Source organism: Azospirillum humicireducens, from assembly GCF_001639105.2.
Classification (GTDB): Bacteria; Pseudomonadota; Alphaproteobacteria; order Azospirillales; family Azospirillaceae; genus Azospirillum; species Azospirillum humicireducens.
The window spans coordinates 960972-976926 of the sequence record NZ_CP028903.1; the positions used below are offsets into that span (position 1 = coordinate 960972).

At 67.0% G+C, this 15955-nt stretch carries 14 protein-coding genes and 1 pseudogene; 3 read left to right on the plus strand and 12 right to left on the minus strand.

All coding sequences use genetic code 11. The features are described from left to right. The first annotated feature begins 153 nt into the window (after window positions 1–153). On the plus strand, window positions 154–663 hold the full coding sequence (locus A6A40_RS22005; protein ID WP_108547962.1) for a hypothetical protein: 510 nt from the start codon (window positions 154–156) through the stop codon (window positions 661–663). A 6-nt stretch (window positions 664–669) separates the two neighbouring features. Here A6A40_RS22005 and A6A40_RS31620 read toward each other — a convergent pair. From A6A40_RS31620 to A6A40_RS22060, 12 genes and pseudogenes are all read right to left on the minus strand, one after another. After that, window positions 670–1892 (minus strand): PilZ domain-containing protein (locus A6A40_RS31620; protein WP_261344799.1); only part of this gene is annotated, 1223 nt, incomplete at its 5' end. Window position 1893: 1 nt separating this feature from the next. Beyond that, a pseudogene (locus A6A40_RS31625) lies at window positions 1894–3546 on the minus strand (MCP four helix bundle domain-containing protein); the annotation flags it as partial. Between the two features lie 276 nt (window positions 3547–3822). Next, complete coding sequence (locus tag A6A40_RS22015; RefSeq protein WP_108547964.1) at window positions 3823–4317, minus strand: winged helix-turn-helix transcriptional regulator; 495 nt, start codon at window positions 4315–4317, stop codon at window positions 3823–3825. 133 nt (window positions 4318–4450) lie between these two features. Then, window positions 4451–6058, minus strand: coding sequence for a sensor histidine kinase (locus tag A6A40_RS22020; RefSeq protein WP_108547965.1), 1608 nt, complete (start codon window positions 6056–6058; stop codon window positions 4451–4453). Next, complete coding sequence (locus A6A40_RS22025) at window positions 6039–6899, minus strand: response regulator transcription factor (RefSeq protein WP_236783945.1); 861 nt, start codon at window positions 6897–6899, stop codon at window positions 6039–6041. The genes A6A40_RS22020 and A6A40_RS22025 overlap by 20 nt, the downstream gene beginning before the upstream one ends. Before the next feature lie 28 nt (window positions 6900–6927). After that, window positions 6928–7674, minus strand: coding sequence for a hypothetical protein (locus A6A40_RS22030; protein ID WP_236783946.1), 747 nt, complete (start codon window positions 7672–7674; stop codon window positions 6928–6930). A 659-nt stretch (window positions 7675–8333) separates the two neighbouring features. Next, window positions 8334–8582 carry a hypothetical protein gene (locus A6A40_RS22035; protein ID WP_108547968.1) on the minus strand — a complete coding sequence of 83 codons (249 nt, stop codon included), beginning with the start codon at window positions 8580–8582 and terminating at the stop codon, window positions 8334–8336. Window positions 8583–8637: 55 nt separating this feature from the next. Beyond that, window positions 8638–9288 (minus strand): 3-oxoacid CoA-transferase subunit B, encoded by a 651-nt coding sequence (locus A6A40_RS22040; RefSeq protein ID WP_108547969.1) that lies wholly within the window; start codon window positions 9286–9288, stop codon window positions 8638–8640. A gap of 17 nt (window positions 9289–9305) precedes the next feature. After that, complete coding sequence (locus A6A40_RS22045) at window positions 9306–9962, minus strand: CoA transferase subunit A (protein ID WP_108547970.1); 657 nt, start codon at window positions 9960–9962, stop codon at window positions 9306–9308. A gap of 143 nt (window positions 9963–10105) precedes the next feature. Continuing rightward, window positions 10106–10420, minus strand: a complete 315-nt coding sequence (locus A6A40_RS22050; protein WP_108547971.1) for an AtuA-related protein — start codon at window positions 10418–10420, stop codon at window positions 10106–10108. A 1-nt stretch (window position 10421) separates the two neighbouring features. Then, the gene (locus tag A6A40_RS22055) at window positions 10422–11765 is read right to left on the minus strand and encodes an acyclic terpene utilization AtuA family protein (protein WP_108547972.1); all 1344 of its coding nucleotides are present in this window, start codon (window positions 11763–11765) and stop codon (window positions 10422–10424) included. A 46-nt stretch (window positions 11766–11811) separates the two neighbouring features. Next, window positions 11812–13128 (minus strand): CitMHS family transporter, encoded by a 1317-nt coding sequence (locus tag A6A40_RS22060; protein WP_108547973.1) that lies wholly within the window; start codon window positions 13126–13128, stop codon window positions 11812–11814. Between the two features lie 309 nt (window positions 13129–13437). On the opposite strand from A6A40_RS22060, the gene A6A40_RS22065 reads away from it, so the two are divergent. Next, complete coding sequence (locus A6A40_RS22065; protein WP_108547974.1) at window positions 13438–14403, plus strand: LysR family transcriptional regulator; 966 nt, start codon at window positions 13438–13440, stop codon at window positions 14401–14403. Window positions 14404–14817: 414 nt separating this feature from the next. Next, window positions 14818–15691, plus strand: an 874-nt coding sequence (locus A6A40_RS32450) for a cache domain-containing protein (protein WP_418208623.1), incomplete at its 3' end; no start/stop codon positions are given. Between the last annotated feature and the right edge of the window lie 264 nt (window positions 15692–15955).

Below are 15955 nucleotides of genomic sequence, written 5' to 3' on the forward strand. Positions count from 1 at the left end.
GAATGGAAACCCTGGATCGCATCACAGCATTGCAGGAGAAGCTCCGCGACATGTTGATGCGGAGGCGGCATCTTCTGGACCGGGCGGAGGCGCGTCTGCGCTCCTCCGAAAGGGCGCTGGCTGCTTCTCACCGCCTGATGGAGGGAAAACACCATGCCCCGGACAAGCCCCCCGCGGGACCATGCTGAGGATCGGCGTGTCGACGCCGAAGACTGGCGACGGCGCAGCGAAACGCGTCGAAACAAGGCCGAAGACGCCCGCAACGATACCGAACGGCAGCGGGAGAAGGCCGAGTCGGAGCGGATCGCGGCGTTCGACCGCCACATGGAGGCGGAAGACGCCCGCCTGATGGCCGAAGAAGGACGGATCACGGGCGAGGCTCAACGGCACGAAGCCGAAGGCTGGCGGATCGATGACGAGGAGCATCGCCGGTCCAGTGAAATGGCGAGACGCGCGGCGGAAGAGGCGCGCCATGCCAAAGAGCTGGCACGCCGGCTCCACGAGGAAAGCCGCCTGTCCGCCGAGGAGGCCCGATCCTATGCCGAGCAGGCGCGGACCGAGGCGGAGCGGGCGCGCGCGGCGACCGACGAGCAGCGCCTGCTCCTGGAGGAGATGCGGGAAACCGTCCGGCGCTACGAAGCCCTTTTGCAACGGAACGGATAAAGCCCGTCAGGACGTATAGGCCAGCCGCAGGTTGCCCCAGTGCCGGCCACGCACGGTGATCGGCGCATCGACCTCCTTGAGGCGCACCATCTGGCCGCCGCCCATGTCGCGGCGATAGGCCTGCAGCAGGAACGGCCGGGTGTTGCGCGCGGCGGCAAGCCCCGAACGGTCGGCGAAGACGCGCCGGTTGCGGCAATGGGCGGTGTTCCAGACGATGTCGCCCGGCCGCTGCGGCTCGGAATAGCGATTGTTGTGGGTCGGCACATAGCCGATGCCGTTGGTCGCCACGCAGAGCTGGAAGCGGGGGTCGGAGGCCAGGACCGGCTCCTGGATCGCCGGGAACAGGCGATCGGCAAGTTCGGTGAAGGGGGCCAGCGCCTGTTCGGGATCGCTGCCGGTAATGGGGGTGAGCTCGGTGGAGAACAGCGCCTCCTCGGCGATGGCGCCGCTGGACAGCGCGCCCTCCAAGGCCTTGGACAGGGCCGCCGCGGTGTCCTGCGCGGTGCGGATGATCTCTGCCTCCGCCTCCATCATCGCGCGATAGGCCCGGCCCAGCCTGTCGGCCTGACCGTCCGGCAGATCGTCGAAGGCCAGATGCAGGCCGAGGTCGCTGATTCCGGCGACGACGGCCGGCAGGTCGCCGACATCGCGCAGCGAGACGGTCAGCCGCGTCTGCTCGGCCAGCGGCGGAAGCTCCCTGGCATCCACCAGCATTCCCTCGAGCGACAGGTCCAGCATGGTGACGGTGCGGCGGTCGCCGGCCAGGACCAGCGTGATCGGCTCTTCGCAGGGGATGCGGTCGGACAGGCGGCGGTCGCCGGCAACGGACTGGCGCAGGGCGATGACCAGGCGGCGCTTAAGGTCGTTGACCGCGGTCTGGGTATCGGTCATCCGCCGGCGGACATCGGTGGCGATGCCGGTGATCCCGTCGGCCTGATCGCGGATGCTGAGGACGCTGACGGACACCTGAGAGGCGCCGCCGGCCGAGTTGGCGGCGCTGCGCCCGATCTCCGCATTGGCGGCGGATTGCTGCTCCACCGCGGCGGCGGTGGCGGCGGCGGCCTCGTCGATCTCCTCGATCACGGAAATGACGGTCTGGATCGCAGTGACGCTGCCGCCGACCGCCTGTTTCAACTGGTCGATCTGGCGGGCGATGTCTTCGGTCGCCCGCGCGGTCTGGTTCGCCAGCGTCTTCACCTCGCCGGCGACGACGGCGAAGCCCTTGCCGGNGATCTCCTCCGTCGCCAGCTCCATCCGGCCGATGGCGGAGGCGGAACCGCGGGCGCTGTCCACCGCGCGCCGCGCCACCTCGCTGGACCGGGACGCCTGCCGCGCGATCTCCTGCCCGGAGGAGTTCAGCTCCTTCGTCGCGGCGGCGACCGACTGGGCGTTGGCGCTGGCCTGCTCCGAAGCGGCCGACACCACCATCGTGTTCTCCCGCACCACCCCCAGGGCCTCCATCAGGTTCCCGATGCCGTCGCCGGCGCGGTTGCCGGCCAGCTCCACCCCCATCCAGGTGGAGTCCAGGTCGCTTTCGATGGATTTGCAGGTCTCCAGCAGAGCCTGACGGGTCTGAGCCTTCTGCTGCAGTTCGGTCTCGTGCTTCTCGTGAGCGCCATAGGCCAGCTTCGCCTTCATCCCGTTCAGCTCGGACGCCACGCGGGCGAATTCCGGCACGGCGATCGGCGGCATCGGGTCGGTGAGGGCGCCGCGGGCGATGCGCTCGAAGGTCTGTTCCAGCACCGCCAGCGGCCGGCGCACCGTGCGCAGGATCAGCCAACCGAACAGGGCGGCGAGCAGGCAGCTCAGCAGAACCGCGGCGGCGACCACGGCGATGCGTCGCTCGTGGTCGGCTTCGGCCTTGTCGAACTCCTCCCGAGCCACCCGGATCTGGAGGTCCAGCAGCGCGTCCGACACCCGCCGCAGGTCTTCGAAGATTGGACGGACGGTGCCGCGCAGATGGGCGTCCAATGCGGCCCCATTCTTCTCCCGGGCCAAGGCCATGGCCGGACCCATGCCGGACTGGAGATAGGAGACGACCAGCGGCTTGAACCGGTCGGCGAGAACCGCCTCCTCCGGCGTCAGATAGGTGGCGAGATAGGCGGTCAGAAGTTTCTGCATGGCGGCGCTGTTCCCGGCGACACCGGACTCCAGGGCGGCGAGGTCGCCAGCGCCCTTGCCCGCCTGGAGATCCGCGGAAAGATCGGTCAGGCGCTGCCGGCTGTCGCGGGCGAGATTCTGGATTTCGCCGATCTGATAGGCGGGAACGGTGCGGTCCTCATACACCGTGCGGAGCGACCGGTTCGAGGCCTCCATGCCGTCCAGCCCGAGCCAGCCGGCCAGCAGCATCGCCAGGATCAGCAGCACCATCACCCCGGCCAGACGGCCCGACAGGCTTGACCACGCCATGGCAGCGGCCCGCCCCGCACGGCTGCGGCGGACGAGCGCGCCCTGGCGCAGCGCAACCGCCGCCCGCCCGTCCCGCATGGCCGCATACAGGGCCTCGGCCGCCGCGATCTCGTCGCGCGACGGCTTCGAGCGGATGGAGATGTAGCCGGTGACGGCGCCGTTCTCGATCACCGGGGTGACGTTGGCGCGCACCCAGTAATGGTCGCCGGACTTGGTCCGGTTCTTCACCACCCCTTCCCAGGGCCGTCCCGCCTTCACCGTCGCCCACAGGTCGGCGAAGGCCTCCTTCGGCATGTGGGGATGGCGGACGATGTTGTGCGGAGCGCCGATCAGCTCATGTTCCTCGAAGCCGCTGATCTCGACGAAAGCCCGGTTCACGAAGGTGATCCGCCCGCCGGTATCGGTGCGTGACACCAGGGGGATGCCGTCCGTCAGATGGACTTCGCGGTCGGTGATCGGGGTGTTGACGCGCATGAGGCGGTTACGCTCCAGCCAGAGTCTCGCAGGAAACGGTCGGGCGTGAGGGCGAAAACAGCAGCGCCGGACGACCTTATCGGTCGCACCCCCGATCCGGACGTTCACTCTGCAAGCAGCGTGCCGCGCAATAATGTCAGCAAACGAACAACCGTCACGGCGAAATGGAACGACAAATCACGCTGTCGCCGCGAAGTCCCTCGCAAAATGCATCTGGAAAAGGATGGTGGGTACAGCGCACAATGCAAACTGAAAAATGATATACTGTCTGACCGTTCAGCCGCGCAGAGGTCCTGCGGACAATCCGTCCAGCGGAATGGCGGTGACGCTCTTGACCTCTTCCATCACCGCGTAGGTGTGGGTTTCCCGCACGCCCCGGGCGGTGGACAGCAGTTCGCCCAGGAACAGGCGGTATTCATTCATGTCGCGCACCCGCGCCTTGACCAGATAGTCGAAGCCGCCGGCGACCATGTGGCATTCCATGATCTGCGGCATGCGCAGGACGGTGGCCTTGAAGTCGTCGAAATTGTCGGGCGTGGTGCGGTCCAGCACCACCTCGACGAAGACCAGCATCCCCGCTTCCAGCCGGTGCGGGTCGAGCAGCGCGACATAGCGCTGGATGATGCCGTCGGCCTGCAGGCGCTTCACCCGCTCCAGGCAGGCGGCCGGGCTCAGGTTGATGCGGCGGGCCAGCTCGACATTGCTGAGGCGCCCATCCTCCTGCAATTCGCGCAGGATCTTGATGTCGGTGGAATCGAGGCTGCGGTCCATCGGCGGCTCGGAATGCTGTTCGGCGGAAAGCCCCGATCTTCGGGCAAAGAACGGGCCACTGCGAAACCGACCATAGCAGGAACGGCGCTGGCCACGCCACTCCGAAGCCTGTTTGCCGACGAGGGTGGCTTCGTCACGCCGCCAGCGGCAGCATCACCGTCATGCGCAGCCCGCCGGTCGGCCGGTTCTCGGCGCGGACACGGCCGCCGAAGGCCTCGATGTTGCGGCGGACGATCCACAGGCCGATGCCGAAATGCGCCGCCCCCGCCTGATGGGCGGCCGATTCGTCCTCCGGCATGCCGCGGCCGGGTTCGCGGTGGGAGAAGTAGCGCTCGAAGATGCGTTCAAGGTTGGCGGGATCGACGCCCGGCCCTTCATCGTCCACCACCAGCTCGGCCCAGCGGCCGTTGCGGGTCAGGCGGACGCTGACGGCGGAGTCTGCCGGCGAGAAGCTGACGGCATTCTCGACCAGATTCTCGACGATGGTCTCCAGCGTCTCCTCGCTGGCCCGCACCACCAGCCCGGCATCGATGCGCGAGCGCATGTGCAGGCGCCGTTCGGCCAGCAGGCCGGTGTAGCCGCCGGCCATCCGCTCCACCAGCGCCGACAGGTCGACGCGGCGGCGCGAGGGGGCCAGCAGGTCGGCCGCCGCCTCGTCCATGCGGCGGGCGAAGGAGACAAGGCCGTCCAGCTTGTCGAGCGACTTCTCGATCATCGTCAGCGCGCGCTGGCTGCGGGCGTTCTCCGCCGGCAGGGCGCGGCGCAGCGGCTCCACCGACTGGCGGATGACGGCGATCGGCGTCTTGAAGGCGTGGGCGTTGTCCTCCGCCGCACGACGCAGCGACTGGGCGCTGTCGCGCAGCGTGGACACGAGACGGTCGAAATCCTCGGCCACCCCGGCCAGTTCCGGCACGGTGTTGCGTGCGGCGAAGGAGGCGCTGCGGCCCTGATGGTCTGGGGTATCCTCGCCGCCGACGATGCGGCGGGCCAGGTCGCCGAAACGGTTCAGGTTGCGCCAGATGCCGGCGAGCACGGCCAGCACCAGAGCCGCCATCGCCAGATAGATCGCCGCGGCGGCCTGGACCGCCGGCGTGCTCCAGTAAGGGCGCCCGATGGAGGAGGAGATGTAGGCCTCGGTCGCATGGCTGGTCACCAGCGCCCAGCAGCCGAAGCTGGTCTTGATCGGGGTGATGGAGGACAGCACCTCCTCCCCGCCCTCGGCGTGGGGAACGCGCATCGCCAGCGTGGAGTTGCCGGCGCAGCTCGACCCCAACCGGTCCAGCACACCCTGTTCGAGCAGCAGCCGCCGTTCGGCATCGATGTCGGCGGTGGACAGGCTTGGCGCCGCCGCGACATAGAAGAAGGGTTCCGGGCCGGTCCTGACCGCGGCGGCCCCGGCAGCGGCGACCCGCGGCCGCACCAGCAGCTTCAGCCGCGTGCGGTCGTCGCCATAGCGGGCCAGCGCGCTGCTGAGGCTGGGCAGCGCCGTGCGGTCGACGCCCAGAAGCTCCGGTTCAAGAGCGCGGGCGATCAGTTCGCCCTGGCGCTGGGCGCTTTTCAGCAGGAGCTGCTGCGAGGCTTCGTCGGCGCGCTGGAACTGGTCGTAGAGCAGGACCGGCACGGCGACGAAGACGACGGTGAGCAGCACCAGGCGGCTCGCCATCGACCGCCACAGCCAGAGCAGGCGGGCGGACGCTTGTCTGGGCGCCCGCATCGCGAGGTCACTCGGCAGCAGCGCCATTGATCAGCATGTCCTCGCTGGTTCCGCCGCGTTGGCCGCTGCGCTGGTCATTGTCCAGGCCGTCCTCGTCGACGCCCTGGCTGGCCGGGTTCTCGCCCTTGCCCCAGCGGTATCCGAAGCCCGGATAATTCTCGATGCAGGCGAAGCTGGCGTCGACCGAGCGGAACTTCTGGCGGATGCGCTTGATGAAGGCGCGGACGTTGGCGCGGTAGCCCGACGGGCCATAGCCGGCGACGAAGCCCTTGCCGTGGACGAGGTCGTAGATCTCGCGATAGGACACATCCTCTTCCGGGCGGGTCGACATCAGCTTGACGATGTTGAACTCGGTCAGCGTCAGGTCGATGCGCTTGCCCTTCCAGAAGGCGCGGCTGTTGTCCAGGCGCAGTTCCAGTTCGCCCAGGCGATGCATGGTGGCGTTGCCGCCGGCCTCCGCCTCCTCGGTGCCCTTGGCCGCATCGCCCTTGGTGCCGTCCAGGATCAGGCGCATGCGCTTCAGCAGGATCGACAGGCTGCGCGACTTCTCCACGAAGTCCAGGGCACCGCCGGCCAGCGCCGCCTCTTCATAAATCTGGTCGGACAGGACTGTCAGGAAGATCACCGGGGTGGCGATGCCGCGGGCGCGCATCTGGCGCAGGACGTCGATGCCGTCCAGTTTGGGCATGCGCCAGTCCAGCAGGACGATGTCGACCGATCCGCCACTGGCGAAGAAATCGAGCGCCGGCTCGCCGCGGTCGAAGGTGATGACCTCATATCCCTCGTCGCCGAGGTTGAGGCTGAGCGACTCACGGAACAGATCGTCGTCGTCCACCAGGGCGATGCGGCCAATGGTCGGTTCGGTCATTGCTGACATTCCCTTGTTCGACTCCGCCTTACTGAACCCCGGGGCGGACAGGGCGCCCTGCGTCAGCGTGAGCGAGGAGTTGGGCGAAGCATCGGTGGTCGGCGTCAGGGACATTTTGGCTGCTCTTCATATCGTAGGAGAGGGCGCGGAAGTCCTGGGACGAGGTCATATCCATGAAGAAGAAGACCTTGAGGGTGCAGTCACCCTTGGAATACCGCCAGATCTTGGCGGGAGGCGCCTCTTCCCTTGCAACAGGGGACCCCAGGAGGTTCAGAGTCTGGACTTCGTCCAGCCCGACAAGGCTGTCGGGGTCGGCGTTGGCGGTTGCGGGAGGGGTGGGCGTCTGCCCCACGGCCGCCAGCTGGGTGGTGGCCGTGTTGGCATCCATGCCGGCCGCCGCCACGTCGCCGTTCGTCACCGGGGGACCCGGCTGCGGGAGCGGCAGGGTCGGCGCCAGCGATGCGGCGTCGGGACTCTTGCGGACCGGCTTCTGCTTGGGCACCGGCGGGGAAGCCGGACGGGCCTTCGGATTGGCTGCCGACACATCGGGTCCGCCCCATCCCGGCCCGACCGTGTTGGCCGGGCAGCCGGCCAGCAGCAGGACCGCGACCAACAGGCCCGCATGTCGGCCCCGGCCGGCGGCGTAGGCGCCGAACTGCGCCACATCGCGGAGGACTGCCGGCACGGTCATGGGGGCGAGCCTTTCAAAAACTGGAGGGGCAAACACGAGGCGGTCGGCTATGGCGGCATGAACAAGGGAACCGGCCATTTCCATCCGTTCGCAAAATTCACTTCGCGCCTGAGTTGGAGTTGACCGCATCTGACGACCATAAAATCAGTCCATCCTGGTTAATGGCGCGTTAAAGCCACAGCAGATACCCCCATTTTGCGAAAACCTACCAATGTTTTGCGAAGTTTCGTTTGATTTTCGAGCGAACAGGACAGGCAACTCCCTGTGCTTTGCTCAAAAGTGGTACGCAATTGGGTCAAGTCCATTCTACGTCGGCCGCTTCGTGGGGTACAGGCGGAGGGCGACAGGACGTGATAGGAATGAGGCAGGATGATGGCCGGGATCGGACGGCAATGTGGCCGCCATGGGCCGAAGCCGAAAAACAATCGGCGGCGGAGCCACCCGGGTATGGCTCCGCCGCCGCTCAGCCGGACGGGCAACAGGTCAATTGCCGGCGCGCATGACAGCGGCCGCAGGGCGTTGCCTCTCGAACTCCAGCCGTGGTTCCGGCCAGCCGTCAGGCTGGTCGGCGTCGTGGGAACAATGCATTTTCGGCACCATCCATCACGGCGGCCATCATGCGCCGGACGGACGGCGCCGTCAAGTTTGCATTACATACAATCCGGATAGCCTGCTATCCGGCCGATATGGAGAAGCCATGCGGAGGAGCGGCGCCGCCGCTCGGTCATGGTTTCCGGCTCCCGTCAGGCTGCAGCCTTGTGCGCGGCGTCGGGACGGCTGGACGCCGCGGTGATGAGGCCCGGTCCCAGCCGATGGATGCGGTTGACCTCGTTGAAGGCATGAATCTGCGCTTGGCCGACATGGGCGAAATGTTCCGCGGCACGTGCCGCGATGGCGGCGGCGACTGCCGGAGCCGGCACATCGCCCGGCAACTCCACGGTGATCTCGAAGGTGACGGGGACCGCCACCGTGACGGTGGTGGGATTGGACATGGTCTTGGATCCTGTTGTGTGAATCGCGGCGGCCGCCGCAATTGGTGGGAGTGGGTCAGGCGATGGGCATCCCGCGGACGTCGGGCGGCACGATCAGTTCGGCGGCGGTCGCCGCGACGACCTCCTCAACCGACCGTCCCGGAGCGACCTCGCGCAGCACCAGCCCCTGCCCGGTCGGCTCGATGACGGCGAGGTCGGTCACCAGCAGATCGACACGGCGGACCGAGGTCAGCGGCAGCGTGCACCGTTTCAGAATCTTCGGCTCGCCCTTGGCGGTGTGGGTCATGGCGACGATCACCCGTTTGGCGCCCGAAACGAGGTCCATCGCCCCGCCCATGCCCGGCACCATCTTGCCCGGCACCATCCAGTTGGCGAGCCGACCCTCCTCATCGACCTGCAGGCCGCCGAGCACGGTGACATCCAGATGGCCGCCGCGGATCAGCCCGAAGGAGAAGGCGCTGTCGAAGGACGCCGCCCCCGGCAGGGCCGAGATGGGCGAGCCGCCGGCGTCGGACAGGTCGTGGTTCTCCGCCCCGGCGATCGGGCCGGACATGCCGAGGATGCCATTCTCCGACTGGAAGAACACATGGCGTCCGGCGGGGACATAGCGGGCGACCAGGGTCGGCAGGCCGATGCCCAGATTGACGAGGTCGCCGTCCATCAGCTCCAGCGCGACGCGCCTGGCGATCAGGGTCTTTTCATCCATGGCTCGTTGCTCCCCGGTCAGCGCGGCGTTGCGGTGACGATGTGGTCGACCAGAACCGAGGGCGTCATCACCGCATCGGGCGGAATGCAGCCGACGGGCAGGATGTCCCCGGCCTCGGCGATCACGGTGGCGCCGGCCATCGCCATCAGCGGATTGAAATTGCGCGCGGTCAGCGCGTAGGTCAGGTTGCCGTACAGGTCGGCCTGCTTGGCGGCGACCAGCGCGAAGTCGGCCCTGATCGGTGTCTCCAGCAGGTAGGTGACGCCGTCGATCTCGACCTTGCGCTTGCCCTCCTCCACGACGGTGCCGACGCCGGTGGGGGTCAGGACGCCGCCCAGCCCGACGCCGCCGGCGCGGATGCGCTCGGCCAGCGTGCCCTGCGGCACCAGTTCCACCTCGGTTTCGCCGGCGATCATCTGGCGCTGGGTTTCCGGATTGGTGCCGATATGGCTGGTGACGACCCGACGGATCAGCCGCGCGTCGATCAGCTTGCCGATGCCGACACCGCGCCGGGCGGTGTCGTTGCCGATCACCGTCAGGTCGCGCTTGTTCTGGCGGACGATCTCGTCGATCAGGCGCGGCGGCGTGCCGACCCCCATGAACCCGCCGATCATCAGCACGGCCCCGTCGGGAATGCGTGAAACGGCCTCCTCGGGACTGAGCAGTTTCTTCATGACGACCCTCGTTCGGCACAGCCGGCCCCTATCGGCCTCCGCCGCGATGCGGGGGCCGGTGTGCAGGGTGGAAGTTTCCAGGATGTCAAAGGCGCCCCGGCAGCGGGGGCGGCGGACGATTCCCCGCCCCCCGCCGGATGGGCTCAGGACGCGCGGTCGGGAATCTCGAGGTCGAGCAGCGCCGACGCCAGACACTTGCCATGGGCGTCGAGCGCCAGCGACCGGGTGACGCCGCCGCCGAGCGCCTTCTGCATCACGAAATTCAGCGCGCCGATGCCGGGCAGCGCGTAGCGCACCACCTCGCCATGCACCACCTCGCGGAACAGCTCCTTCACGCGCTCGGGCGTGACGGCGGCCTCGATCAGCGGAAAGTCGGCCTCGTCGTAGGCGATGACGGAGATGTTGGAGATGTCGCCCTTGTCGCCAGTGCGGGAATGGGCAATGTCACGGAGCTTCATATCAGGCCTCCACATACGCGATGGCGGGCTTCGCCAGTCCGCGGGGCAGCAGGGCCGACAGCATGGCGACCACATCCTTCGCCGATTTGGTGGCGCCGCCGCCGCTGGCCGGTCCGTTGGTGTAGAGCGTCTCCACCTCGTTGCCGATGCGCACCGCCTCCTTCAGGCTGTCGGTGCGGCCGACCACACGGACGCGGACCTCGTAGGGCTCCCGCCCGTCGGCGGTGGACAGCGCCTCGCCATGGATGGAGTTCACGCCGATCAGGTCGAAACGCAGTTCGGTGGCCTTCACCCCGGTCAGCGCAAGGCGTTCGCGCACGATCTCAAGCGCCAGGCGGCCGCGGGCGAGCGCACCGGGACCAGCGTAGGACATCTGCCCTTCGCCGATGTAGCTGTCGAGATAGCCGACCGAGACCTTCAGCGTTTCCGGCCGGGCCCGCCCGGTGGCGCCCGCCACCCGCACGCGGTCCGGCCCCTCCTGGATGAAGGTGACCCGCGAGAAGTCGGCGATCACGTCGGGGGTGAGGTAGGTGGACGGATCGTGGATTTCATAGAGCAGCTGCTCCTTGCAGGTCGCGGCGGTCACCGCCCCGCCGGAGCCGGCCACCTTGGTGATGACCGCGCCGCCATCCTCCGACACTTCGGCGATGGGGAAGCCGAGCCGGGCCAACGCCGCCACGTCCTTCACGCCGGGGTCGGCGAAATAGCCGCCGGTGACCTGACCGGCGCATTCCAGCAGATGGCCGACGACCGTGCCCTTGCCCAGCCGGTCCCAATCGTCCATCGCCCAGCCGAACTCCGCGATCTGCGGGGCGAGGAAAAGGGCCGGATCGGCGACCCGCCCGGTGATGACCACGTCGGCGCCGGCCTTCAGCGCCTCGACGATCTGGGCGGCGCCGAGATAGGCGTTGGCCGACACCAGCTTGTCCGCCATGGAGGAAACCGGCGCACCGGTCTCTTCGATGCGGTGGCCGCCGGACTTCAGCTCGGCCAGCACGTCGTCGCCGGTGACGGCGGCGATCTTCAGTCCGTGGAGGCCGAGCGACTGCGCGATCTCCCGCGTCCTGGCCGCGGCGGCGGCCGGATTGGCCGCCCCCATGTTGGTGATGATCCGGATGCCCTTGGCGTGACACAGCCCCAGAACCGCCCGCATGCGGTCGGCCAGCAGCGGGTCGTAGCCCTTGGACGGGTCCTTCAGCTTGGCGCCCTGCGCGATGGCGATGGTGCGTTCGGCCAGGCATTCGAAGACGAGATACTGGATTTCGCCTTTTTCGGCCAGCTCGACCGCCGGTTCGATGCGGTCGCCCGAATAGCCGGCGCCCGATCCGATGCGTATCGTTTTCATGGTTTGCTCCTGTTCCCGATCCGATGGCGACCGGAAGGGATGGCGATCAGAAGGGAATGACACCGATGAGTGCGGCGGTGATGGTCATGACCACCGAGGCCGCGAAGAGGAAGGGGATCGAGAATTTCTGGTGTTCGCCCAGGCCGATGCCGCACAGGCCGACCACCAGGAAGGTGGCGGGGGTGAGCGGGCTGACCGGGAAGCCGACCGTCATCTGGCCCAGCACCGACGCCTGTGCGATCTGGATCGGGTCGCCGCCCAGCGTCTTGTAGACCTCGGCGATGACCGGCATCATGCCGAAGTAGAAGGAGTCGGGGTCGAACAGCAGGCTCAGCGGCATGGAAATGATGCCGAGCGCGAAGGGGATGTGCTGCGCCATCTCCGGCGGGACGAAGGCGACGGCGGACTGCGCCATGGCGGTCAGCATCTTGGTCCCGCCCATGATGCCGGTGAACACGCCGGCCGCCAGCAGGATGCTCGCCATCATCAGCGCCGCCTTGGCGTGCGCGTCCACCCTGTCCTTCTGCATCTTGACGTCGGGGTAGTTGATCATCAGCGCCAGCACGGTGCCGATCATGAACATCACCACCGGATCGACCAGCCCTTCGATCATGACGCCCATGATGACCAGGGTCAGGATCAGGTTGACCCAGAACAGCTTCGGGCGGCGGATCTTGAGCTGCTCCGGCGTCAGCACCCGCGGGGCCGGACCGGCGACGGATCCGTCGCCCGCCGCAACGGCGCCGCCGCTCAGGCCGAGGCGGCGCTCCTCGCGCTTGCCGAGCAGGTAGGCGATGGCGAAGATGAACACCAGGCCGACGGCCTGCACCGGGATCAGCGGATTGAAGATGTCGGTCACCGGCACCTTGAGCGCCGCGGCCGAGCGGATCATCGGCCCGGTCCAGGGCAGGAAATTCACGCCGGCCGCCATCGACACGCACAGCGCCAGGATGCGCTTGTCCATGCCGAGCCGCTCGAACAGCGGCAGCATCGCCGGAATGGTGACGAGGAAGCAGACCGCGCCCGACCCGTCGAGGTGGATCAGCAGCGCCAGCAGCGTGGCGCCGACGGTGATCCGCGCCGGCTTGGTGCCGACCACGCGCAGGATGCGGTCGATGATCGGGTCCATCATGCCGGCATCGGTGACGATGCCGAAGAAGATGATGGCGAAGACGAACATGCCGGCGGTTGGCGCGATCGCCCGGATGCCGTCGATGATGAACTTGCTCGTGCCGAGGCCGAAGCCGCCGACCAGTGCCGCGATGATCGGTATGGCGATCAGCGCCACCAGGGGCGACATCCTGTTGGACATGATGACCACCAGCAGCACGAGGATGGTGGCCAATCCGAGTAACGCGAGCATGGGACCTCCACTAGGGTCGGGTTATTGTTTTTTGCTCTTCTTGGGTCTGTGCTTTCGCCTCGTCCGAGGCGGTCGTCGGGACGCGTCCGGCACACCACTCCCATTTCCGGACTCGCATCCGGATCCTATCGTCCAGGGTCTTGCCTCTTGCCGGTGTGCGGTCCGATGCCGGAACGGCCTACGGCTTTGCCGTCCCGTCGCTCCGCCTCGGACCAGCGTCCGTGATTGACATGGTACGAACCCACAATCAGATTAGGGAAATGAATTTGTCAGATCACCGTGATCCGTTTCTTTTATGAAGGGCGTGGCATGCTTCAGGGGGTAAGGCACATCAAGGCCTTCGTCGCCGTCGCACGGCTCGGCAGCTTCACGCGGGCCGCAGCGGAGGTCAACGTGTCGCAGCCGGCATTGACCGTGCAGATCCGCCAACTGGAGACCTCCCTCGGCGTCCGGCTCTTCGACCGCAACAAGCGGCAGGTCGTCCTGACCCAGGCGGGCCGCGATCTGTTGCCGGCGCTTCAGCGAGTCCTCAGCGAACTGGACGCGGTGATGAGCGCCAGCCACGATCTGGCCGGCCTGCGGCGCGGCTCGGTGTCGATCGCGACCCTGCCGTCGGTCGCCGCCGGCCTGTTGCCGACCGCCATCCGCCGCTTCATGACCGACCATCCGAACATCGACGTGAAGGTCCAGGACGTGGTGGCCGAACACATCGTCAAGTTGGTGAAGGCGGAGGAGGTGGATTTCGGGATCGGCAGCCGGGTGGGGGCGGACCGCGACGTCGAGATCACCGATTTCCTGTCCGACCGCATGTGCGCCTTCCTGCCGCAGGACCATCCGCTCGCCGACCGGCGGCCGCTGCTGTTGAAGGACGTCGCGGCCTTTCCACTGATCCTGACCGCCCGTGGCACCAGCGTACGGACCCTGGTGGAGCGGGCCTTGGAGAAGGAGGGGCTGGAGGTCAGCATCACCTGCGAGGCGAACTACATGTCCACGGCGGTCGGCATGGTGCGCGCCGGACTTGGGGTGTCCATCCTCCCGGAATCGGCCATCGAAGCGGCGTCCTGTGAAGGCATGCGGATCGAACCGATCCGAACCCCCGGCCTGACCCGCAAGATCGGCCTCATCCGCAAAAGCAACCGGTCGCTGTCACCTGCGGCGGAACGCTTCGTGCAACTTCTGACGGAGCTGTCGTGGGAACCGCTTGCGCATTTCGCCAATCCCGGCATACGGGCAAAGAAGCGCGAGCCGTTGAATGATGCGCAACATCGCTCCTGATATTGCATATGGGTTGCGGAACGGGCAACGATCAGACGACGGCCAGCCCTCATGACGAGCGCCACATGGCCGCGCTCCAATAACCAATCATTATTACTGAAATCTGCCAATTCGATTTCCTGTGTCCGGCACGCTCGGACTATACGAATGGCTGGTGGCGGTGCGCGATTGGACGGTACTCCCGATCCATTGTGGATTTGGATCTGACCGCGATGACCGCTTTTTCAGCCAAGGAAACGATACGCCATGAGGATCCTGCAGGATCTGACGATCCGGATGAAGCTGACCGCGCTCGTCGCACTGTCCATCCTGGCCCCCGCGGTTGTCATCGCCATCAGCAGCAGTTCCACCCACCAGCGCATGGTCGACGACCGGATCGACACCATCCGCTCCACGGTGGAAATGGCCATCGGAATGGCGAAGGGACTCAACGCCGAAGTGGACTCGCGCGCCATCACCCGCGACGAGGCGCTCTCCCGCTTCCGCAAGGCGGTCCATGCCATGTCCTACCATGATGGGGCCGACTACCTGTTCGCCTACGACCTCGACGGCATCGCGGTCGCCAACCCGTCGAATCAGAAGGCGGTCGGCACGGACCGGATGCAGCTCCAGGACAAGGCGGGAAAATACTTTGTCCGCGAGATCGTGGAAACGTTGCGCAGGCAGGACAGCGCCATCATCCACTATGTCTGGCCGAAGCTGGGATCCGACGTCCCCCTGCTGAAGACGAACTATGTGCAGCGTTACCAGCCGTTGGGCCTGATCGTCGGCTCCGGCGTCTACACCGACGACATCGATGCCGCCTACCACGAGTTCCTGGTGGAGTTGGGCATGGTCACGGCGGCGCTGATCTGCGGGCTGGTGCTGATCGCCTTCCTGATCAACCGGGAGATCGTGCGCTCCCTGCACGGGCTGCGGGACAAGATGACCGCGCTCGCCGCCGGCGACATGACCGTCACCTTCCCGGAGGCCCGCCGCCGCAACGAGATCGGCGGCATGGCCCAGGCGCTGCAGGTGTTCAAGGAAAACGCCCTGGCCAAAGCCCGCCTGGAAACCAGCCATGCCGAGCAGGAGGCGCGGAGCGCGGCGGAGAAGCAGGAGGCGATGACAAGGCTTGCCAACCAGTTCGAGCAGACCGTCGGCAACCTGATCCACGATGTCGCCAAGGAGGCCGACGGCATCGAAGAGCGCGCCCAGAACATGACGCGCGCCGCGGATGAAACCGGAAGATTGAGCGCCTCCGTCGCCACGGCCACCGAGCAGACCTCGGCCAATGTCCAGACCGTCGNCTGCAACCCGGGAAATCAGCCGTAATGTTCAGCAGGCGGCGCAAGGAAGCCATGACGTCTCCCTCAGCATTGTGGGCGTGAACGATTCCGCCGGACGAAGCGGCAAGGTCGCTTATGAAGTGCTTGAGAGTATCCGCCAGCTTTCCGTACAAACGGATAGCCTGCGCGACGAGGTGGGACGCTTCCTGTCACGGGTGCGGGTGAACTGAAAGCGCGTCTTCAGAGCATCGCGCCTTAGTTCTACTGTGTCATAAAACCTGGAA

What these genes read in the sequence shown, in the direction of transcription:
- A6A40_RS22005 (WP_108547962.1), top strand. Translation starts at nt 154, where the DNA reads ATGCCCCGGACAAGCCCCCCGCGGGACCATGCTGAGGATCGGCGTGTC.
- A6A40_RS22015 (WP_108547964.1), bottom strand. Translation starts at nt 4,317, where the DNA reads ATGGACCGCAGCCTCGATTCCACCGACATCAAGATCCTGCGCGAATTG.
- A6A40_RS22020 (WP_108547965.1), bottom strand. Translation starts at nt 6,058, where the DNA reads ATGGCGCTGCTGCCGAGTGACCTCGCGATGCGGGCGCCCAGACAAGCG.
- A6A40_RS22025 (WP_236783945.1), bottom strand. Translation starts at nt 6,899, where the DNA reads ATGACCGAACCGACCATTGGCCGCATCGCCCTGGTGGACGACGACGAT.
- A6A40_RS22030 (WP_236783946.1), bottom strand. Translation starts at nt 7,674, where the DNA reads ATGGAAATGGCCGGTTCCCTTGTTCATGCCGCCATAGCCGACCGCCTC.
- A6A40_RS22035 (WP_108547968.1), bottom strand. Translation starts at nt 8,582, where the DNA reads ATGTCCAATCCCACCACCGTCACGGTGGCGGTCCCCGTCACCTTCGAG.
- A6A40_RS22040 (WP_108547969.1), bottom strand. Translation starts at nt 9,288, where the DNA reads ATGGATGAAAAGACCCTGATCGCCAGGCGCGTCGCGCTGGAGCTGATG.
- A6A40_RS22045 (WP_108547970.1), bottom strand. Translation starts at nt 9,962, where the DNA reads ATGAAGAAACTGCTCAGTCCCGAGGAGGCCGTTTCACGCATTCCCGAC.
- A6A40_RS22050 (WP_108547971.1), bottom strand. Translation starts at nt 10,420, where the DNA reads ATGAAGCTCCGTGACATTGCCCATTCCCGCACTGGCGACAAGGGCGAC.
- A6A40_RS22055 (WP_108547972.1), bottom strand. Translation starts at nt 11,765, where the DNA reads ATGAAAACGATACGCATCGGATCGGGCGCCGGCTATTCGGGCGACCGC.
- A6A40_RS22060 (WP_108547973.1), bottom strand. Translation starts at nt 13,128, where the DNA reads ATGCTCGCGTTACTCGGATTGGCCACCATCCTCGTGCTGCTGGTGGTC.
- A6A40_RS22065 (WP_108547974.1), top strand. Translation starts at nt 13,438, where the DNA reads ATGCTTCAGGGGGTAAGGCACATCAAGGCCTTCGTCGCCGTCGCACGG.